Genomic DNA, 18849 nt, shown 5'->3' on the forward strand with positions numbered 1-18849 from the left:
GCCCGATGGAATAGCATGCTGCGGCGGCGGTAAGAATATGACGCAGGCAGCAGTTCGACTGCGTTCCCCGTGCTCGCATCACTATGTTAAGACACGCCGGCGGGCCTCGATCGCCTGCCACGACACAAGGACTTTCGGAAACGCCCATGACAGCAGCTTACGTCCCGCAAATGGCCCTTTACCGCCAATGGCTGAAGCAGACGCGCGGCCTTGAATTTGCGGATTTCGAGGCGATGCGGCGTTGGTCGGTCACCGATATCGACGGCTTCTGGCAGAGCGTCTGGGATTATTTCGACCTGCGCTCGCCGACGCCGCATTCGGCGGTGCTGGCCGAGCGCAAGATGCCGGGCGCGGTGTGGTTTCCCGGCGCTGCGGTGAACTACGCGCGCCAGGTCTTCCGCCATGTCGCGCCGGCGCATGCCGCGGGACTGCCGGCCTTGATCTCGAGCGGCGAGGACGGCAAGCTCTCGGAGACGAGCTGGCCCGAGCTGCAGCGCAAATCGGCAGCGCTGGCGCTGCATCTGAAGGCCAACGGCGTGCGCGCCGGCGACCGGGTCGCCGCCTACTTGCCGAACATTCCCGAGACGATCATCGCGTTCCTCGCGACCGCGAGCCTGGGCGCGGTCTGGAGCGTCTGCGCGCCCGACATGGCGGCGCCCGCGGTGATCGATCGCTTCAAGCAGATCGAGCCGAAGGTGCTGATCGCCTGCGACGCCGTGACCTATGCCGGCCGGCGCCACGACCGGCAAGGTGTGATCGAGGAATTGCGGCGCGCGCTGCCGACCGTGCAGCATGTCATCCTGCACAGCGACGCCGCGCCGTCCGAGACGCGATTGTCAGCGATCCTCGCGGGCCGGAGCGCGGCGATCGACGCCTTCGAGCCGGAATGGCTGCCGTTCGATCATCCGCTCTGGATCGTCTATTCCTCGGGCACCACCGGCTTGCCGAAGCCGATCCTGCACAGCCATGGCGGCATCATCGTGGTGGCGCTGCCGCTCTCGACGCTGCACAACGACATCGGTTGCAGCTATCAGCCAAACTCGTTCGGCGAACGTTTTCACTGGTACTCTTCGACCGGCTGGATCATGTGGAATTGCCAGGCCAACGGCCTGCTCAACGGCACGACCTGCTGCATCTTCGATGGCAGTCCCGGCGGCACCAAGGACAAGCCGGACTGGACAACGCTGTGGCGCTTCGTCGCCGACGCCAAGGCGACCTTCTTCGGCGCAGGCGCGGCGTTCTTTGCCAATTGCACCAAGGCGGAAATCGATCTCGCTGCCGTCGGCGACCTCTCGGGCCTGCGCACGCTCGGCTCGACCGGCTCGCCGCTCAGCGCCGACACCCAGGCCTGGTTCAACGAGCGCTTCGCCGCGCTTGCGAAGCAGAACGGCAACGCCGCGCAGGTCGATATGTGGTGGGCCAATATTTCCGGCGGCACCGACTTCGCCGGCGCCTTCATCGGCGGCAATCGCGAATTGCCGCAGACGCCGGGCATCATGCAATGCCGCCTGCTCGGCTGCGCGGTGGAAGCGTTCGACGAGCAGGGCCGCGCGGTGATCGACGAGGTCGGCGAGCTCGTCTGCACCGAGCCGCTGCCCTCGATGCCGCTGCGCTTCTGGAACGATCCCGGCAACGCGCGCTACCTTTCCAGCTATTTCGAGACCTACCCCGACAATTTCGACGGAAGTGGCCGCGGCCCGGTGTGGCGGCATGGCGACTGGCTCAAGATCAACCCCGACGGCTCCTGCGTGATCTATGGCCGCAGCGACGCCACCATCAACCGCCATGGCTTGCGGATGGGCACCAGCGAGCTCTATTCCGCGATCGAGGCGCTGCCGGAGGTGCTGGATTCGATGGTCGTCGACCTCGAATATCTCGGCCGCGACAGCTACATGCCGCTGTTCGTGGTGCTGCGCGAGGGCATCGCGCTCGATGCCGCGATGAAGGCGAAGATCAACAAGGCGGTCGAGGCCGGGCTGTCGCGCCGCTTCCTGCCCAACGACATCTTCGTGGTGGCGGAGATTCCGCGCACGCTGTCCGGCAAGAAGCAGGAGCTGCCGGTCAAGAAGCTGCTGCTCGGCCACCCCGTCGAGAAGGTCATCAATCGCGATGCGATGGCCAATCCAGGATGCCTCGACTGGTATCTCGATTTTGCAAAGAGTTATCTGAGCAGGCAGGCCGGCGCGGCGTAACGGCCGCTGAATGCCACTCGCGTTTGGGATTTCACGACATGCCTTCACCCAGCTACATCGACCCGCTCAACGGAAAGCTCTATCCGCTGGATAATCCGCGCTGGTGCTCCGACGAAGGCAAGCCGCTCCTGATAACGCCGCTGCCGGGCATCTCCCGCGACGACATCGATCGCGCGACGCGGTCGCTGTGGCGCTACCGCGCGGCGCTGCCGGTCGAAATCGGGCAGCCGATCACGATGGGCGAAGGCTGCACGCCTGCCGTCGAGAAGGCGTGGGATGAGCTGCGGCCGCATTTCAAGCTCGAATGGTTCAATCCGACCGCAAGCTTCAAGGATCGCGGCACCACGGTGATGCTGTCGTTCCTGCGCCAGCTTGGCGTCGATGCGGTGCTGGAGGACTCTTCCGGCAATGGTGGCGCGTCGGTCTCTGCCTATGGCGCGGCGGGCGGGATGCGGGTCAGAATCCTCGCGCCGGCGACGACGTCGCCGATGAAGGTGGCCCAGATGCACGCCTTCGGCGCCGAGGTGCAGCTGGTCGAAGGCCCGCGCGAGGAATCCGAGGCGGAAGCGATCCGCCAGTCGAAGCAGATCTTCTACTCCAGCCACAACTGGCAACCGTTCTTCCTGCAGGGCACCAAGTCGCTGGCCTACGAGATCTGGGAAGATTTCGGCTTCACCGCGCCGGACAACGTCATCATGCCGGTCGGCGCCGGCAGCAGCCTGCTCGGCTGCTATATCGGCTTCAAGGAACTGCTGGCGGCCGGGCAGATCGCGCGCCTGCCGCGCCTGTTCGCGGCACAGCCGCTCAACTGCTCGCCGGTCGATGCCAGCTTCGCCGCCGGCGTCGACACGCCGGTCGATCGCGCGGTCCGCAAGACCATCGCGGAAGGCACCGCGATCAAGCATCCGCTGCGGCTGAAGCAGATGATCGCGGCGCTGAACGAGAGCGGCGGCGGCACCGTCGCAATTCCCGAAGACGGCATCGTCGCCGCGTTGAAGCGGCTGGCGCAGACCGGCCTGTTCGTCGAGCCGACCTCGGCCTCGGCCGCCGCCGCGCTCGATGTCCTGAAGGCGCGCGGCGCGATCCGGCCGGCGGAGCGCACCGTCGTCATCATCAGCGGCACCGGGATCAAGGCAGCGGGGCTGATCACGGAGCTGCTCGGAGCGAGCTAGCCTTTAGCGCGCTCCGATTGGCTGTCCCTATCCCGCCTTGCGCAGCCTCAGGGACTCGTAGAACGCGGTCTCGAAATTGATGTAGCCGATGAAGGACGTCGGATCGCCAAACGGCAGGATCTGCGTCGCCCAGTATCCGCCAAAACCGTTCTGCCGATCGATCCAGTAGAACAAATTGGCGAGACCGGCCCAGCCGAGCGCACCGGCGGGGCGGCCGGTCGGAGCCTGCTCGTCATTGATCATGAAGCTCAACGCCCAGGACTTCGACTGACCGGGGAAGAACTCGGCGTCGTTGGCGAGCGAGGTGATCACGCCGGTGATCGCGGTGACCTTGTTGTTGCCGAGATGATTCTTCTCCGCCATCCGCACGGTCTCCGCCTTCAGGACACGCCCGTGCTCGCCGGCGCCGTCGTTCAGCCACATCCGGATGAAGCGCATGTAGTCGCCGATGGTCCCGTAAAGCCCGTGGCCACCCATGTGGATTTCGGGATTGGCCGGCAGCTCGAAATCCATCGGCGTGAGCGAGCCGTCGGCGTTGCGGGCGTGGATGCCGGCGAGCTTGCGGCGCATCGCGTCGGTGAGCTCGAACGTCGTGTCCATGATCCCGAGCGGCTCGAAGATCCGCGTCCTGAAGACCTCGCCGAGCCGGCGGCCGGTGATGGCCTCGACGATCTGGCCGCACCAGTCCATGTTGGTGCCGTACTCCCAGCGCTCGCCCGGATCGAACAGCAGCGGCGTCATCAGCGAAGCCTTGGACGCCGTGATGACGCTGGGCTGCCCCTTCTCCTGCGCCAGCCGGTTATAGGTGTGATTGATGAAGTCGTAGCTCAGACCCGCGCTGTGGACCATCAGCATGCGGGTGGTGATGTCGCGCTTCGGCGGACGCAGCCGCGGCTCGCCCTTGTCGTCAAAACCCTCGATCACCTGGAGCTTGCCGATGTCGGGCGCGTAGGTCCTGGCGGGTGCGTCGAGATCGAGCTTGCCTTCCTCGACGAGCTGCAAGACGGCCGTCCCGGTGATCGCCTTGGTGGTCGAGAAGATCGCGAACACGCTATCGGCCGTCATATCGGCGGGCTGGTCGAGACGGCGCTTGCCGGCGGCACCTTCATAGATGTTGCGATGGCGGTCGGTCACCATCGCGACGACGCCGGGAACGCGCGGGTTTGAAGTCACGACGCCGTCAAGGATTGCATCGGCGGCTGCACTGAAATTCGCGCTCATTGTCTTCCTCCTGTGTTTTGTGATGTTGACCCGCATAGCCCGGATTGCGCTTCGCTCCATCCGGGCTACGCGGACGAAAAGCGGTCAGCCCTACTGCGTGGCGAAGCCGCGATAGCCGCTCGCGGCGACCTCGTCGCATTTCTGGCGATAGGTGCCGACACCGCCGCAATAGGACAGCACCCGGCGCGGCTTGCCCTCGACATTGGAGCCCAGGTACCAGGAGTTGGTCTTGGCGATCAGTGTTGCGTTGGCGGTCTCGTCGTGATGCGCCACCCACTGATCCTCGGTATCCCTGGTCGGCTCGATGACGTTCAGGTTCTTGCCGCGCAGATATCTGATGCAATCGGCGATCCACTCCACCTGCTGCTGCAGGCAGGTGGTCATGTTGCAAAGTGCGGCCGAGGGCGCGAGCGGCACCGCTGTTGTGAACAGGTTCGGATAGCCATGGACCTGCAGGCCCATCGTGGTGCGGATGTCCCTGCCCCAATCATCCTTCAGCGATCGCCCGTCGCGGCCGCGGATATCGATCCGCGTCAACGCTCCCGTTCCGGCGTCGAAGCCGGTCGCCAGGATGATGACGTCGAACTCGTGCACCGTGCCGTCGGCGGTCTGGATGCCCTCAGGCGTGATGCGGGCGATCGGATTGTTCTTGACGCTGACGATCTCGACATTGGGCCGGTGGAAAGCCTCGAGGAAATTGGATTCCAGCGGCACCCGGTGCGTGCCAAATCCGTAATCGGCGGGAATCAGCTGTTCGCACAGCTTGGGGTCCTTGATCCGCTCGCGCATCTTCTCGCGCACGAATTCGGTGATCTCGGCATTGACGGCTTCGTCGAAGAACAGTTCGGCGAAGGACGAGACCCACAGCTTCAGGGATCCGTCGTTCCAGCAGTCCTCGATCACCTCGCGGCGCTGCTGCGGCGTCAGGTCGGCCCAGGCATGCTCGAAGTCGAATTCGAAGCCGGTGAACGTTTTCGGCAGCCGCTCGGTGAGGAACTTGAACTTAGACTTGTAGGCCTCGGCATCCGACGCATCCCATTTCGGATTCTTCATCGGGATGATGTATTGCGGGGTGCGGATGAACACCTTGAGGTGGCCGACCTCACCGGCGATCGACTGGATCACCTGGATTCCGGTCGCGCCATTGCCGACCACGCCGACGCGTTTGCCGGCAAGCTCGATCGGCCCCTTGGGCCAGCGCGCGGTGTGGAACAGCTTGCCCTTGAACGTCTCCTGTCCCGGGAAGGACACGTGCGGGGCCGAGAGCATGCCGCAGCAGGTGACGAGGAACTGGGTATCGATCACGTCGCCCTGGTCGGTCGCGACCAGCCAGCGTTGTGTCGCCTCATCGAAATGCGCGCTCTTCACCGTGGTGCCGAATTGAATGTCCTTCCTGAGGTCGAGGCGGTCGGCGACGTAGTTCAGCCAGCGCTCGATTTCCGGCTGGCCCGGGAATCGCTCGCTCCAGCTCCAGCCTTTGTAGAGCTCCTCGGAGAACAGGTACTGATAGGTGTGGCCTTCGGAATCGAAGCGTGCCCCGGGATAGCGGTTCCAGTACCAGGTGCCGCCGACGCCAGACCCGGCATCGATCGCCTTCACACTCAGTCCCTGCTCACGCAGGCGGAACAATTGATAGAGACCGGCGACGCCGGCGCCGACGACCACGGCGTCGAGCTTGGTCGTTGCATGCGCACCATTGCTTCCATTCGACCTTGTGACGGTCTCGGTCATGGTTTCCTCCTGTGTCTGGCTTCTCGCACGCACCTTCCCACCCGCGGTGTCGCCGGATGATGCTGCGTTGCGTCAATTTGGGTCTCGGCCGTTCGCGTTGTCGCCGAAACGCAGAGCAGGCTACGGGCCGTTCGGCCGCGCGGCTTGGATGAAACCGACAATCTCTGGAACGCGACCGCGCAATCGAGCACCGGCCGTTGGTCGGCTTGGCAAATGGCGAAAGCGGCCTATTCTGCGCTCAGCCGTCCGGCCAAGAACAAGCGGTCAACCGCGCCACCAATCCCAGGGAGGAGGCTCACGCGATGGGCCAGTTGATCACGGTCGAGGAGCTGCCGCGCTACGCTCCCGGCGAGATGAAGCTGGATAGTTTGTCAGTCGGGAGAAGCGATTTCCGGCTGCGCATTTTCCGCTATGCGCCGTCGGACATCTGGGTCCCGCCGTCGGCAAACTTCCTCCTGGTGCTCTATCGCGACGGCGTGACGTCGATGAACCGCCGCGTCACCGGCGCGTGGAAGCAGGATCAAGTCGGTCGCGGCGTCACGTCGCTCATGACGCGCGCAGAGCCGTCAAGCTGGCATTGGAACAACGACATTGAGGTCAGCCATTTCTACATCTCTCCTGCCCTCATGACGAAGACCGCGAGCGATGCCTTCGACCGCGACGCCGAAACGATCGAGATTCACGACCTGCTCAAGGTCGAAGACCCAATGCTGACCTGGATCAACGATCAAATGGTCCAGGAAGTCGCCGCGGGCGGTCCCGGTGGACGGCTCTGCTATGATGCGCTGGCGCTGCAGGCGAGCGTGCACATCCTGCGGAAATATGCGGCGATCGAGTTCAAGATGCCCTGCGCGCAAGGACGCTTTCGCCCGGCGCATGCCCGGCTGATCGAGGACTATATCGAGCAGAACATCTTCCGGAACATCACGCTGGAGGAGCTCGCGAACATCTGCAATTGCACGCCGGTCCAGTTCGCCCGCAAATTCCGCGTGCATTACGGCATGCGCCCGCACGCCTATGTCCTGCGGCGCAAGGTGGAGCATGCGTGCCAGCATCTGCGCAAGGACCGCGTCGCGCTGAAGGAGATCGCGCTGCTCGCCGGCTTCGCCGATCAAAGCCACCTCAATCGCGTGTTCCGGCAGCACATGAACGTCACGCCGGCGGAATACCGCCGGCAAGTCTGCGAGCACACCGTCCAGGCGTGAGACTGCGACGGACTCACACCGGCGGCGGATTGAGGCGCGCAAAGCCTTCCTGGATTCGGTAGGGATAGTAGGGATAGGCCGGCATCACCGCGCTCGCACCGTCGAGACGCGCGATCTGGTCCGCCGAGAGCGACCATCCGACCGCGCCGAGATTGTCGCGCAACTGCGCCTCATCGCGGGCGCCAATGATTACGGACGAGACGCTCGGCCGCGTCAGCAGCCAGGCAATCGCGATCTGCGGCACGCTGCGGCCGGTCTCTGTGGCGACCGCGTCCAGCGCATCGACGATCGCGTAAAGCTTCTCGTCGTCGACCGGCGGCCCGAATTGCGCGGTCTCGTGCAGGCGGCTGTTGGTCGGCAATGGCTGACCGCGCCTGATCTTGCCGGTGAGGCGGCCCCAGCCGAGCGGACTCCAGACCAGCGCGCCGACGCCCTGGTCGAGCGCGAGCGGCATCAGCTCGGATTCATAGTCGCGGCCGACCAGCGAATAATAGACCTGGTGCGCCACGTAGCGCGGCCAGCCATGCCGCTCGGCGACACCGAGTGATTTCATCAGATGCCAGCCGGAGAAATTCGAGGCGCCGACATAGCGCAACTTGCCGGCGCGCACCAGCGCGTCGAGCGTCGACAGCACTTCGTCGACCGGCGTGAAGGCATCGAAGGCATGAAGCTGCAGCAGGTCGATATGGTCGGTGTTGAGCCGGCGCAGCGCGGCATCGACTGCCGCGACGAGGCGATATCGCGACGTGCTGGCATCGAGCGGGCCGTCGCCCATCGGCAGGCCGGTCTTGGTCGAGATCAACACCTTGTCGCGGCGGCCCTTGATCGCGGCGCCGAGGATTTCTTCTGATGCGCCGTTCGAGTAGACGTCGGCGGTGTCGAACAGGTTGACGCCGGCCTCGAGGCAGATGTCGATCAACCGTCGCGCCTCGCTGGCGTCGCTGCGGCCCCAGGCCGAGAACAGCGGTCCCTGGCCACCGAACGTGCCGGTGCCGAAGCTGAGCACGGGGACTTTCAGGCCGGATGCACCGAGATTGCGGTATTCCATGGTCATACTCCCTTGATCCGATTCATTCGGCCGGGCACTGCGCGGCGAGCCCGATCGGCCGATCGAGGCGCAGGCTCCACAGCGCGAGCAACAGGCCGATTGCAGTGATGACGGCGGCCACCAGCGGCAGCGCGCCGAGGCCGAGGCCGCGATCGATGGTGACGCCGCCGGCCCAGGCGCCGAGCGCGTTGCCGAAATTGAACGCCGCGATGTTCAGGCTGGAGGCCAGCGTCCGCCCTTCGACGCCGGCGGCTTCGAGCACGCGGAGCTGTAGCGGCGCGACGGTCGCGAACGCGGCGATGCCGAGAATGAACAGCAGCACGACCGCCAATGCCTTGATCGAGACGACCGCCGTCAGCGCGAGGAGCACGGCGGCGAGGCCGCCGAGCGATACCAGCAGCGCCCGCGCAAGTCCCTTGTCGGCGAGCCGGCCGCCCGCGACGTTGCCGATCGCAAGGCCGGCACCGAACACCAGCAGGATCGGCGACACCGCGGCGTCGGAAAATCCGGTGAGCCGCGTCAGGATCGGCTGCACATAGGTGAAGACCGCGAACAGCCCGCCGAAACCGAACACCGTCATCGCAAGTCCCAGCAGGACCTGCGGGCGGCCGAGCACGGCGAGCTCCTCGCGCAGCGGCGCGGGCTTGTCGTTAGCTCCGACATGGCCGGGGACGAGCACCGCCAGCACGATGAACGCGATCACGCCGATCGCCGCCACCGCCCAGAACGCCGCGCGCCAGCCGAGCATCAGGCCGAACCAGGCGCCGAAGGGCACGCCGAGCAGGGTCGCGACCGTGAGCCCGATGAACATCGTGGCGATCGCCGACGCGCGCTTGTCTTCCGGGACGAGGCTTGTCGCCACCACGGAGCCAACGCCGAAGAAGGTGCCATGCGCCAGCGAGGTCAGGATGCGTGCCGCCATCAAAAGCCCGTAGCTCGGCGCCAGCGCACACGCTGCGTTGCCGAGCGTGAAGATCGCCATCAGCGCCAGCAAAACCGCCTTGCGCGGCATCCGCCGTGTTGCCAGCGTCAGGATCGGCGCGCCGACGAACACGCCCGAGCGCATAGCCGGAGATCAGCAGGCCTGCAGCGGATACCGATACCTGCATGTCGGCGGCGACCTGCAGCAGCAGTCCCATGATGAGGAATTCGGTGGTGCCGATACCAAAGGCACCGGCGGTCAAGGCAAGAACTGCAGCAGGCATGTGTCGCTCCGGACAAAAGGATTCCGCAAAGCGAGATAGCGGTCCGGGCGAGGAAGGATTAGAATGGCCGCAATCCAATCATTTGTGACTTGAATTCAAAATGGCGCGCACAGATACCAACCGCTCCGGCGAGATGGACGTATTCGTCCGCGTCGTCGATCTCGGCGGCTTCACCGCTGCCGCGAACAGCCTGCGCCAGACACCGTCCGGCGTCAGCAAGCTGGTCTCGCGGCTTGAGACCCGGCTCGGCACGCGGCTGGTCAACCGCACCACGCGCAAGCTGCAACTCACCGAGGAAGGCCAGGCCTTCTACCAGCGCGCCCAGCGCATCCTCGCCGATATCGACGAAGCCGAACGCGAGGCCGCCTCATGCGTGCCGCGCGGGCATCTCACCGTGAACAGCAACATCCCGTTCGGCATGCTGCATGTGATGCCGCTGCTGTCGCGCTTCATGCGCGAGCATCCCGACATCACGCTCGACATCGTGCTGACCGACACGCTGGTCGATCTGATGCAGGCTCGCGCGGACGTCGCGATCCGGGTCGGTCCGCTCGGCGCCTCGCGGCTGATCGCACGCAAGCTTGGCACCAGCCGCATGGTGGTGGCCGCCGCGCCGTCCTACCTCGCCCGCTTCGGCACGCCGAAGACGCCGGCCGACCTCGCCGCCCATCGCGGCATCGGCTGGACCTTTCCGCGCAGCATCCGCGGCTGGCCGTTCCGCCGCGCTGAACGGATCGAGGAAGCGCTGCCGCCGCCGGTCGCCCGCGTCAGCGACGGCGAAGCCGCGCGTCAGCTCACGCTTGGCGGTGTCGGGCTCGGCCGGCTGGCGCTGTTCCACATCGGCCCCGATATCGAGGCCGGGCACCTGGTGCCGGTGCTGCAAAACCTCAATCCCGGCGACCGCGAGGACATCCACGCGGTCTATGTCGGCCATGCCGGCCCGCTGCCGGCGCGGGTCCGCGCTTTCATCGATTTTCTTGCGCAACACATCCGTATCGGCGATCCCTCGCTGCGGCGCGGCGCCGATGGAAAATGGAAGGTCGTGGGCGACAAGTGAGCATTCGATGACGCACGAGCCCCCGGCCTTTCAGTCCGTCACCGAAACGATCCGCATCGCCGCGGAGCCAACGCATGTGTGGGACGCGATCATGGACCCCAAAGCGGGCGAGAGATGGCGCAACTCGCATTTCAGGACCGATTGGCGGATCGGCACGCCGGTCGACATCGAGGCGGAGATCGGCGCAAAGCGCTATCGCGACAAGGGCCGCGTCCTGCATGTCGAGCCGCCGATGCGGCTCGAATACTCCTATTGGTCGCAGGTCTCCGGCCTGCCGGATGTTCCGCAATCCTATGCGACGATCACGATGACGCTTGTGCCTGACGGCGGCGATACGGTGCTGACCGTCACCCAGCAGGCGCCGCCGTCGCCGATCCGCCGCGGAAGCGGCTGGGAAATCGGGCCCGACTCAGGCGCCAAACACGTTGCCTTTTACTGGCGCATGACGCTGCCGCGCCTGAAGCAGGCGGTCGAGCAAGGACGCGCCGCGCAATAGCGCGGTCTAGGCCCGCGTCAGCAGGAAGAGCTGCGTGACATAGGGGAACACCACTTCGTCGGCGTCGCCGAGACCGGTCTCACGCAGGATATTGTCGGTTTTGTCGCGAAGAGCCGCCTTCTCCGCATGGGGCAAATTGGCGACATAGCTCGTCGATGCGATGCGCTCGAAGACGTCCTGTCGCTTCATCCGGTGCGGATGGTCCTGCACGATTTCCCTCTCAAGCACGAAGCGCGGGTCCTTCAGGATCCAGCGCCAGCGTCCGGTCCGCTGCCGGGGCGTGTCGCCCGCATAGCCCTCGATCATGACGGACAACGCGTCGACCCACGGCGTGCGGTCATCCCTGTTGTTCCAGACCAGCGCAAGCGTCCCGCCGGGACGCAGCAGTCGCGCGATCTCGGCGACCGACGGCTCGTTGTCGAACCAGTGGAACGCCTGGGCGCAGGTGACGAGGTCGACGCTGCCGGTATCAAGATTGATCGCATCGGCGCGCGTGTTGATGACCTCCACCCCGGCTTCCCTGGCCAGCCTGGCCGACATCTCGGCGACGGGCTCGACCGCGATCAGGCGCGCAGCCGCGGGCAAATGCTGCAGCAGCAGGCGGGTGAACTTGCCGGTTCCGGCACCAAGGTCGACGACGCAGCGCGCGGCCGCAAGCGGCAGCGCGGCGACGATCTCCGCAGGGTAGCTCGGCCGGCCCGCCTCGTAGGCGGCGACCGCGACACGATAATTCTCGGCAGTGGGGTTCAGTGTCATTGTTGCTTCTCCTGCGCGCCAACCATCCGCGGTGCGATCCGCGGAACGGTATAGAGCAGCGCCTGCACAGGACTGGAAGAGCGCGTCGATTCAAAATTCGCTGAAGATCTCTCACCTTTGCGTCAGCCCCGCAGCTCCACTGCTCCCCGTTGAAGATGCGCGCATTTTGAATGATTTGCTTCGGCGGGTTTCGCATAGCAACCTTACGCGCTTGTGGCACATCAACATCGCAGTTCCAGGTTGCAAGTTGCGGTTGGCTGAACGACAGTCCGCGATGGCGGACGCGGTCTGTCGCGCTTGTGCGGGACAAGCCCGATCCCTCCCCCGCACCGGAGCGACCATGCAGCGATCCAGGGCAGTCTTCATCACGGCTATCGTCTACGCCCTGATCGGCCTGGTCCTCGCGGGCGGGGGCATTTGGCTCGCCGCACTAGGTGGATCGCCCTTCTACATTGTCCTCGGCGTCGGCATTCTCGCCACGGCTGCGCTGTTGCTGGCGCGGCGCCATCAGGCGCTCTGGCTGTTTGCGATCGTGCTGCTCGGCACGCTGGCGTGGGCCGTCTATGAGGTGCGGTTCGACTGGTGGCCGCTCGCGGCGCGTGGCGACATCATCTTCCCCATGGCGCTTTGGCTGCTTACGCCGGTGATCGTCCGTGCCCTGACACGAAGCGGGCCGGTGCCTTACATGCGCGCGACGGCGCCACTCTGGATCGGCGTCGTCGCTGCTGCGGCGGTGCTCATCGCCGGGCTGCTGTCCAGCTATCACGACATCAACGGCACGATTGCCGAGTCCGGCTCTGCCGTGCCGCAAAGCGAAGCCGACCCGCAGCCGGACGGCGACTGGCGCGCCTATGGACGTACGCAGTTCGGACAGCGCTATTCGCCGCTGAAGCAGATCACGCCTGACAATGTCGGCAACCTCAAGGTCGCCTGGACCTTCCGCACCGGCGACGTGAAGACACCAGAGGATTCCGGGGAGACCACCTTCGAGGTCACCCCGATCAAGGTGCGCGATACGCTCTATCTCTGCTCGCAGCACCAGGTGCTGTTTGCGCTCGACGCCAAGACCGGCACGGAGCGCTGGCGCTACGACCCCAAGCTCGTGCACAACAAGACGTTCCAGCACATGACTTGCCGCGGCGTCTCCTATCACGAAACCGCGCAGGGCGCCGTCGACTCTGGCGGCAATCCGGCGCCGGCCGAATGCCCGCGGCGGATCTTCCTGCCCGTCAATGACGGCCGCATGATCGCGCTCGATGCCGACAGCGGCAAGCTCTGCGATGGTTTCGCCGATCACGGCATCCTCGATCTGCAGCAAGGCATGGGGATCAAGACCGCCGGCTTCTTCGAGCCGACGTCGCCGCCGGTCGTCAGCGACAAGATCCTGGTCGTGGCCGCCGCGGTGATCGACAATTATGCGGTCGAGGTGCCGTCGGGCGTGATCCGCGGCTTCGATGTCTATACCGGCAGGCTGGTCTGGGCCTGGGATTCCGGCGCGGCGGACGAGAACGCATTGCCGTCGCCGACGCGTCATTACACCAACGGGTCACCGAATTCCTGGATCACCGCCTCGTTCGATCCGAAATTGAATCTGGTCTACATCCCGACCGGCAACAACGGACCTGACATCTGGGGCGGCAATCGCGATGCGCTGGTCGAGCGCTATTCCAGCGCCATCGTCGCGCTTGACGTCAACACCGGCAAGCGCGCCTGGTCGTACCAGACCGTGCATCATGATCTCTGGGACATGGACGTTCCCTCGCAACCGAGCCTGGTCGATGTGACGACGGCCAAGGGCGTCGTTCCCGCGCTGATCCAGCCGACCAAGGTGGGCAACATCTTCGTGCTCGACCGCAGGACCGGCGAGCTGATCGTGCCGGCGCCGGAACGCGCGGTGCCGCAAGGGCCCGCGCCCGGCGACCGCTCCGCAGCGACGCAGCCGTTTTCCGAACTGACCTTCCGCCCGGAGGCGAAGCTGACCGGCGCCGACATGTGGGGCGGCACGATCTTCGACCAGTTGCTGTGCCGGATCATGTTCCACCGCTTGCGCTACGAAGGCACCTTCACGCCGCCGTCGTTGCAGGGCACGCTGGTCTTCCCGGGCAATCTCGGCATGTTCGAATGGGGCGGCATTGCGGTCGATCCTGTCAGGCAGATCGCCATCGCCAATCCGATGTCGTTGCCGTTCGCCTCCAGGCTCATTCCGCGCGGTCCGCTCAATCCTCCGGCGCCGACGGCCGAGAAACCGGTCGGCAGCGAGGTCGGGGTGCAGCCGATGTACGGCACGCCGTTCGGCGTCGGCATCTCGAGCTTCCTCTCGCCGCTCTCCGTGCCGTGCTACCGGCCGCCATGGGGCTCGATGGCCGCGATCGATCTGAAGACGATGAAGATCGTCTGGCAGCATCCCAACGGCACGATCCGGGACACCACGCCGCTGCCGCTTCCATTCAAGATGGGCGTGCCGATGCTGGGCGGGCCGATCACTACCGCCGGCGGCGTTGCGTTCTACACCGGGACCTATGAGTACACGATCCGGGCCTACAATGTCCGCAACGGCAAGGTGCTCTGGGAGGATCGCCTGCCGGCCGGCGCCCAATCGACGCCGATGAGCTACGAAACTGGCGGCAAGCAATACGTCGTCACCGCGGCCGGCGGCCACGGCTCGTTCGGCACCAAACGCGGCGACTACGTCATCGCCTACGCGTTGAAGGATTGAGCCGCGTCATTGAGGCCGTCATCTTCCTTCCCCCTGAAAGGGGGAAGGTCGGGATGGGGGTCAGCCGCAGGCAATGCTCTCTGCGGAGGGCGCGGATCCCCACCCGCTTTGCTCTAGCGAGCAAAGCGACCTCCCCTTTCCAAGGGGAGGTGGAACTGGCCCAACTGGATAGCTCCAGACGGGTTGGCAAATCCGGCCAAAGCCGCTAAAGGTCCGCCCCCTTTCACAGACAATCCGAGCATGACATGTCGAGCGCCCCGCCCGCCGTCTCGATTGGCGTCGATTTTGGCACCAGCAACACCGTGGTCGCGCTGTCCGACGGCGATGGCCGCGTCGAGGCTGTTCGCTTCGACCACGGCGGCCGCACGCATAGCGTCTATGTGTCCGCGCTGTGCTTCTGGGAGGAGCGGCCGGGCGCGGGCCTGCATCCGCGCGCCGAGGGCGGCCCGTGGGCGATCGAGCAGTTCCTCGAGGGACGCACGATCCATCGCTTCATCCAGTCGTTCAAGACGTTCGCGGCAAGCTCGGCCTTCAACACCACCCAGATCTTCCGGCAACGCTACAAGTTCGAGGACCTGCTCGCGGCGTTCCTGCGCACGCTGACGCGCCATGCCGGCGAAGGATTCGATCTCGGCGCGCCGACCATCATGGTCGGCCGGCCGGTGAAGTTTGCGGGCGGCAATCCCAATGACGAGCTGGCGATGCAGCGCTACCGGGCCGCGTTCGAGCGGCTCGGCGCCGGCCATGCGCGCTATGTCTACGAGCCGGTCGGCGCGGCGTTCTCCTTCGCGCGCACACTGGACCACGATGCCACGGTGCTGGTCGCCGATTTCGGCGGCGGCACCAGCGACTTTTCCGTGATGCGGTTCTCGCGCAAGGGCGGCGTACTGCGCGCCGAACCGCTAGGCCACGCCGGCATCGGCATCGCCGGCGACACCTTCGATTACCGCATCGTCGACCACATCGTCTCGCCGCGACTCGGCAAGGGCACCAGCTACCGCTCGTTCGACAAAGTGCTGCCGATCCCCAATCACTATTATTCGAGCCTCGCCCGCTGGCATCAGCTCGCGATGATGCGGGGCAATGGCGATTTGCGCGAGTTGCAGCAGCTCGCGCGCACCGCGCTCGATCCGGCGCCGCTGCACGATTTCATCACCATCGTCGACCACGATCTCGGCTTCGCGCTTTACCGCGCCGTGTCGGACACCAAGGTCGCGCTGTCGAGCCGCGACCGTGTCGAGTTCCGCTTCGCCCGCGAAGGCATCGATATCGGCGCGACCGTGACGCGCGACGATTTCGAATCCTGGATCGCCGACGACATCGAACGGCTCGGCGCGACGGTCGACGAGGCGCTGGCCAAGGCGGGCATCACCGCCCGCGACGTCGAGAAGGTGTTCCTGACCGGCGGCACCTCGTTCGTGCCCGCCGTGCAGCGCCTGTTCGCCGAGCGTTTCGGCGCAGCGCGGCTGACCTCGGCGGATCAATTCGAATCGATCGCCTACGGCCTCGCTTTGATCGGCCACACGCCCGATCCCGACCGCTGGACCTTCGCCGAAGCCGCGTGACGGCCGGCTTCGCGCCTTGATCCCGGCTCAATCGACGACTACATCACGTCAATCATCAATCCCTGAGGATGCCGACGGCCATGGATTTCACCCTGACAGCAACGCCCATCAGCCTTGCCCTCGGGGATATTCATGCCTGCATCGATCGCGCTCTCTCATCTGACCCTGTCCGCGCCTGACGGCCGGGTTCTCCTTTCCAACATCGATCTGAACTTCGGACCCGAACGCACCGGTCTTGTCGGCAGGAACGGCGTCGGCAAGACGACGCTGCTCGGCCTGATCGCGAGGGTGCGCACGCCGCAATCCGGCACGGTCTCGGTTCAGGGACGCGTCGGGATGCTGCATCAGACGGTTCAGCTAGAGCCGGATGAACGCGTCGTCGACCTGTTCGACGCGCGCCGCGCATTGGCCGCGCTACGTCGTGCCGAACAGGGCCTTGCGAGCTCCGAGGAGATTGCCGACGTCGACTGGACGCTCGATACGCGCATCGCGGCCGCGCTCGAGCGCGTCGGACTGAGCGATGCACTCGACGCGCCGCTGGCAGCGCTGTCCGGCGGCCAGGCCACCCGGGCGCGCCTCGCCGCCCTGACCTTCGCGCAACCTGATTTTCTGCTGCTGGATGAGCCGACCAACAATCTCGACCGCGCGGGACGCAAGGCGGTGATTGACCTGCTCGCCGACTGGCGACATGGCGCCATCATCGTCAGCCACGACCGCGAATTGCTGGAGACGATGGATGCGATCGTCGAACTGACCTCGCTGGAAGTCAGGCGCTACGGCGGCAATTGGAGCCAGTACCGCGCGCGCAAGACCATCGAGCTGTCGGCAGCACGACACGATCTGGCCGATGCCGAGAAGCGCATCGCCGAGATCGACCGTAACGCCAGAGAAGCCAACGAACGGAAGGCACGCAAGGACGGCGCGGGTGCAAGGAAGCGCGCCAAGGGCGATTTGCCGCGCATCGCCGCCGGGCTGCGCAAGGACCGCAGCGAAGACAGCGGCGGCGAGAACGCCCGCCTCGCCGAACGACGGCGGACGCAAGCGCTCGAACTTGCCACCGCGGCGCGGCAACGCATCGAGGTGCTGCAACCGTTCGCGGTGCAGCTGCCCTCGACGCATCTGCCGGCGAGCAGGATGGTGCTGCGGATCGACGCGGCCGACGTCGGCTACAGCGCGGACGCGCCGATCCTGCGCGACGTCACCTTCTCCATGTCGGGTCCGGAGCGCGTCGCGATCACCGGCCCCAACGGCGCCGGCAAGACGGCGTTGCTCAAGCTCGTCAGTGGCGAATTGACCGCGGCGTGCGGCACCGTCGAGGTGATGACCCGATTCGCGATGTTCGATCAGGCGGTCAGCCTGCTCGATGCGTCGGCCTCCATCCTGGACAATTTCCGACGCATCAATCCGGATGCCGACGAGAACGCCTGCCGCGCGGCGCTGGCGCGATTCATGTTCCGCGCCGATGCCGCACTGCAGGCCGTTGCGAGCCTCTCCGGCGGCCAGTTGCTTCGCGCCGGTCTTGCCTGCGTGCTGGGCGGCGTGAGGCCGCCGCCACTCCTGATCCTCGACGAGCCGACCAATCATCTCGACATCGATTCCATGGAAGCGGTCGAGGCCGGTCTGCGCGCCTATGACGGCGCGCTGCTGGTCGTCAGCCACGACGAGGCCTTCCTCGAGGCCATCGCAATCACGCGCAAACTGGATCTCGCATCGTGGAGGTGACGCGGAGAGCGGAGCAATTGCCTTGCGCAATCAATGTTTCGAACGACGAAGATTGGTCAGGAAAGTGAACAGCCGAGCACGCGTCGCCTTGGGGTAGGTCGTAAGGCGCGGTGCTCGGCTGTCAGGCCGCGCGGCGGTGCGGCCATCCCGCCAGCCTCGCTTGTCCCCAAGCGCGAGGCCGTCGGAGCTGAATCTGGTCTGTTGCTAAATCCGCGCCGTCGAATGAAGCGCGTTTCTCCAAAGGGCAAATGCGACGAAGCCAGCGAGCAACAAAAAGCCGCCACCGGCCGCGATCAAGACATGCGCGAGCGTCATCTTGGAACATCCCAATTGAAAGGCTTCATGCGGAGCGATATGCGCCGCAACCTGGCAATCAAAAGCACTTCAAAATTGATTTGCCCCGCCGGCCGCCGCCGGACAGCCCGAAAGGTGGCTGGCACTGCGCTCTGCCCACCCTTCGATTTCAGAGCGGTCGTCCAGCCACTCGGCTGTTGCCGCTCATCGTGCGGTTCGTCACACCGCTCAACTGTCACGAGGATAATCGATAAAACTTTATCGACAATCGAAAGGAAAAATTAAGGTTACCGGCGCAACCGCGCGAGGTTCGACCTCGCTGCCGACACCCGGTGATGATGGATGGGATTGTCGGGGTCAACGTTCGGCGAGGGTCGATCGCCCCCGACGCGACCGCGGCTCCCGCCAAAATATCGAAAACAACCCCATGCAAAGGAGCCGGCGGCCACCGCTCCGGCCTGCGTGGCGG

The 18849-nt window shown here is 65.5% G+C and carries 12 protein-coding genes and 1 pseudogene; 8 read left to right on the forward strand and 5 right to left on the reverse strand.

Annotation, left to right across the window (positions count from 1 at the left end; all coding sequences use genetic code 11):
* Nucleotides 1–146 precede the first annotated feature (146 nt).
* A complete protein-coding gene (locus tag ACVIHF_RS33640; RefSeq protein WP_253605390.1) occupies nt 147–2192 on the forward strand; it encodes an acetoacetate--CoA ligase in 2046 nt (681 codons plus the stop codon).
* Between the two features lie 38 nt (nt 2193–2230).
* Nucleotides 2231–3364: a threonine synthase gene (locus ACVIHF_RS33645; RefSeq protein ID WP_253605393.1), complete on the forward strand. Its 1134-nt coding sequence runs from the start codon at nt 2231–2233 to the stop codon at nt 3362–3364.
* Nucleotides 3365–3391: 27 nt separating this feature from the next.
* Here ACVIHF_RS33645 and ACVIHF_RS33650 read toward each other — a convergent pair whose 3' ends face one another.
* Both ACVIHF_RS33650 and ACVIHF_RS33655 read right to left on the reverse strand, forming a co-directional pair.
* A complete protein-coding gene (locus ACVIHF_RS33650; RefSeq protein ID WP_456793214.1) occupies nt 3392–4585 on the reverse strand; it encodes a serine hydrolase domain-containing protein in 1194 nt (397 codons plus the stop codon).
* A 90-nt stretch (nt 4586–4675) separates the two neighbouring features.
* Nucleotides 4676–6316, reverse strand: a complete 1641-nt coding sequence (locus ACVIHF_RS33655; RefSeq protein WP_168858871.1) for a flavin-containing monooxygenase — start codon at nt 6314–6316, stop codon at nt 4676–4678.
* Between the two features lie 302 nt (nt 6317–6618).
* On the opposite strand from ACVIHF_RS33655, the gene ACVIHF_RS33660 reads away from it, so the two are divergent.
* Nucleotides 6619–7521: a helix-turn-helix transcriptional regulator gene (locus ACVIHF_RS33660; RefSeq protein ID WP_456793215.1), complete on the forward strand. Its 903-nt coding sequence runs from the start codon at nt 6619–6621 to the stop codon at nt 7519–7521.
* A 13-nt stretch (nt 7522–7534) separates the two neighbouring features.
* Here the strand turns inward: ACVIHF_RS33660 and ACVIHF_RS33665 are convergent, their stop codons facing one another.
* Both ACVIHF_RS33665 and ACVIHF_RS33670 read right to left on the reverse strand, forming a co-directional pair.
* The gene (locus ACVIHF_RS33665) at nt 7535–8569 is read right to left on the reverse strand and encodes an aldo/keto reductase (RefSeq protein WP_456793216.1); all 1035 of its coding nucleotides are present in this window, start codon (nt 8567–8569) and stop codon (nt 7535–7537) included.
* Nucleotides 8570–8591: 22 nt separating this feature from the next.
* Nucleotides 8592–9774 (reverse strand): annotated as a pseudogene (locus ACVIHF_RS33670) (MFS transporter).
* 100 nt (nt 9775–9874) lie between these two features.
* On the opposite strand from ACVIHF_RS33670, the gene ACVIHF_RS33675 reads away from it, so the two are divergent.
* Together ACVIHF_RS33675 and ACVIHF_RS33680 are read left to right on the forward strand one after the other, a co-directional pair.
* A complete protein-coding gene (locus ACVIHF_RS33675) occupies nt 9875–10831 on the forward strand; it encodes a LysR family transcriptional regulator (protein ID WP_456793217.1) in 957 nt (318 codons plus the stop codon).
* 7 nt (nt 10832–10838) lie between these two features.
* A complete protein-coding gene (locus ACVIHF_RS33680; RefSeq protein ID WP_456793218.1) occupies nt 10839–11327 on the forward strand; it encodes an SRPBCC family protein in 489 nt (162 codons plus the stop codon).
* Nucleotides 11328–11333: 6 nt separating this feature from the next.
* Here ACVIHF_RS33680 and ACVIHF_RS33685 read toward each other — a convergent pair whose 3' ends face one another.
* On the reverse strand, nt 11334–12083 hold the full coding sequence (locus tag ACVIHF_RS33685; RefSeq protein WP_456793219.1) for a class I SAM-dependent methyltransferase: 750 nt from the start codon (nt 12081–12083) through the stop codon (nt 11334–11336).
* 340 nt (nt 12084–12423) lie between these two features.
* Between ACVIHF_RS33685 and ACVIHF_RS33690 the strand changes: the two genes are divergently transcribed.
* The 3 genes from ACVIHF_RS33690 (at nt 12424) to ACVIHF_RS33700 (ending at nt 18086) form a co-directional block, all read left to right on the forward strand.
* On the forward strand, nt 12424–14799 hold the full coding sequence (locus tag ACVIHF_RS33690) for a glucose/quinate/shikimate family membrane-bound PQQ-dependent dehydrogenase (RefSeq protein WP_456793220.1): 2376 nt from the start codon (nt 12424–12426) through the stop codon (nt 14797–14799).
* A gap of 245 nt (nt 14800–15044) precedes the next feature.
* Nucleotides 15045–16364: an Hsp70 family protein gene (locus tag ACVIHF_RS33695; RefSeq protein WP_057020897.1), complete on the forward strand. Its 1320-nt coding sequence runs from the start codon at nt 15045–15047 to the stop codon at nt 16362–16364.
* 132 nt (nt 16365–16496) lie between these two features.
* Nucleotides 16497–18086 carry an ABC-F family ATP-binding cassette domain-containing protein gene (locus ACVIHF_RS33700; RefSeq protein ID WP_456793221.1) on the forward strand — a complete coding sequence of 530 codons (1590 nt, stop codon included), beginning with the start codon at nt 16497–16499 and terminating at the stop codon, nt 18084–18086.
* The last annotated feature ends 763 nt before the right edge of the window (nt 18087–18849 follow it).

Source organism: Bradyrhizobium sp. USDA 4506, assembly GCF_054058795.1.

What these genes read in the sequence shown, in the direction of transcription:
- ACVIHF_RS33640 (WP_253605390.1), top strand. Translation starts at nt 147, where the DNA reads ATGACAGCAGCTTACGTCCCGCAAATGGCCCTTTACCGCCAATGGCTG.
- ACVIHF_RS33645 (WP_253605393.1), top strand. Translation starts at nt 2,231, where the DNA reads ATGCCTTCACCCAGCTACATCGACCCGCTCAACGGAAAGCTCTATCCG.
- ACVIHF_RS33650 (WP_456793214.1), bottom strand. Translation starts at nt 4,585, where the DNA reads ATGAGCGCGAATTTCAGTGCAGCCGCCGATGCAATCCTTGACGGCGTC.
- ACVIHF_RS33655 (WP_168858871.1), bottom strand. Translation starts at nt 6,316, where the DNA reads ATGACCGAGACCGTCACAAGGTCGAATGGAAGCAATGGTGCGCATGCA.
- ACVIHF_RS33660 (WP_456793215.1), top strand. Translation starts at nt 6,619, where the DNA reads ATGGGCCAGTTGATCACGGTCGAGGAGCTGCCGCGCTACGCTCCCGGC.
- ACVIHF_RS33665 (WP_456793216.1), bottom strand. Translation starts at nt 8,569, where the DNA reads ATGGAATACCGCAATCTCGGTGCATCCGGCCTGAAAGTCCCCGTGCTC.
- ACVIHF_RS33675 (WP_456793217.1), top strand. Translation starts at nt 9,875, where the DNA reads ATGGCGCGCACAGATACCAACCGCTCCGGCGAGATGGACGTATTCGTC.
- ACVIHF_RS33680 (WP_456793218.1), top strand. Translation starts at nt 10,839, where the DNA reads ATGACGCACGAGCCCCCGGCCTTTCAGTCCGTCACCGAAACGATCCGC.
- ACVIHF_RS33685 (WP_456793219.1), bottom strand. Translation starts at nt 12,083, where the DNA reads ATGACACTGAACCCCACTGCCGAGAATTATCGTGTCGCGGTCGCCGCC.
- ACVIHF_RS33690 (WP_456793220.1), top strand. Translation starts at nt 12,424, where the DNA reads ATGCAGCGATCCAGGGCAGTCTTCATCACGGCTATCGTCTACGCCCTG.
- ACVIHF_RS33695 (WP_057020897.1), top strand. Translation starts at nt 15,045, where the DNA reads ATGTCGAGCGCCCCGCCCGCCGTCTCGATTGGCGTCGATTTTGGCACC.
- ACVIHF_RS33700 (WP_456793221.1), top strand. Translation starts at nt 16,497, where the DNA reads ATGCCTGCATCGATCGCGCTCTCTCATCTGACCCTGTCCGCGCCTGAC.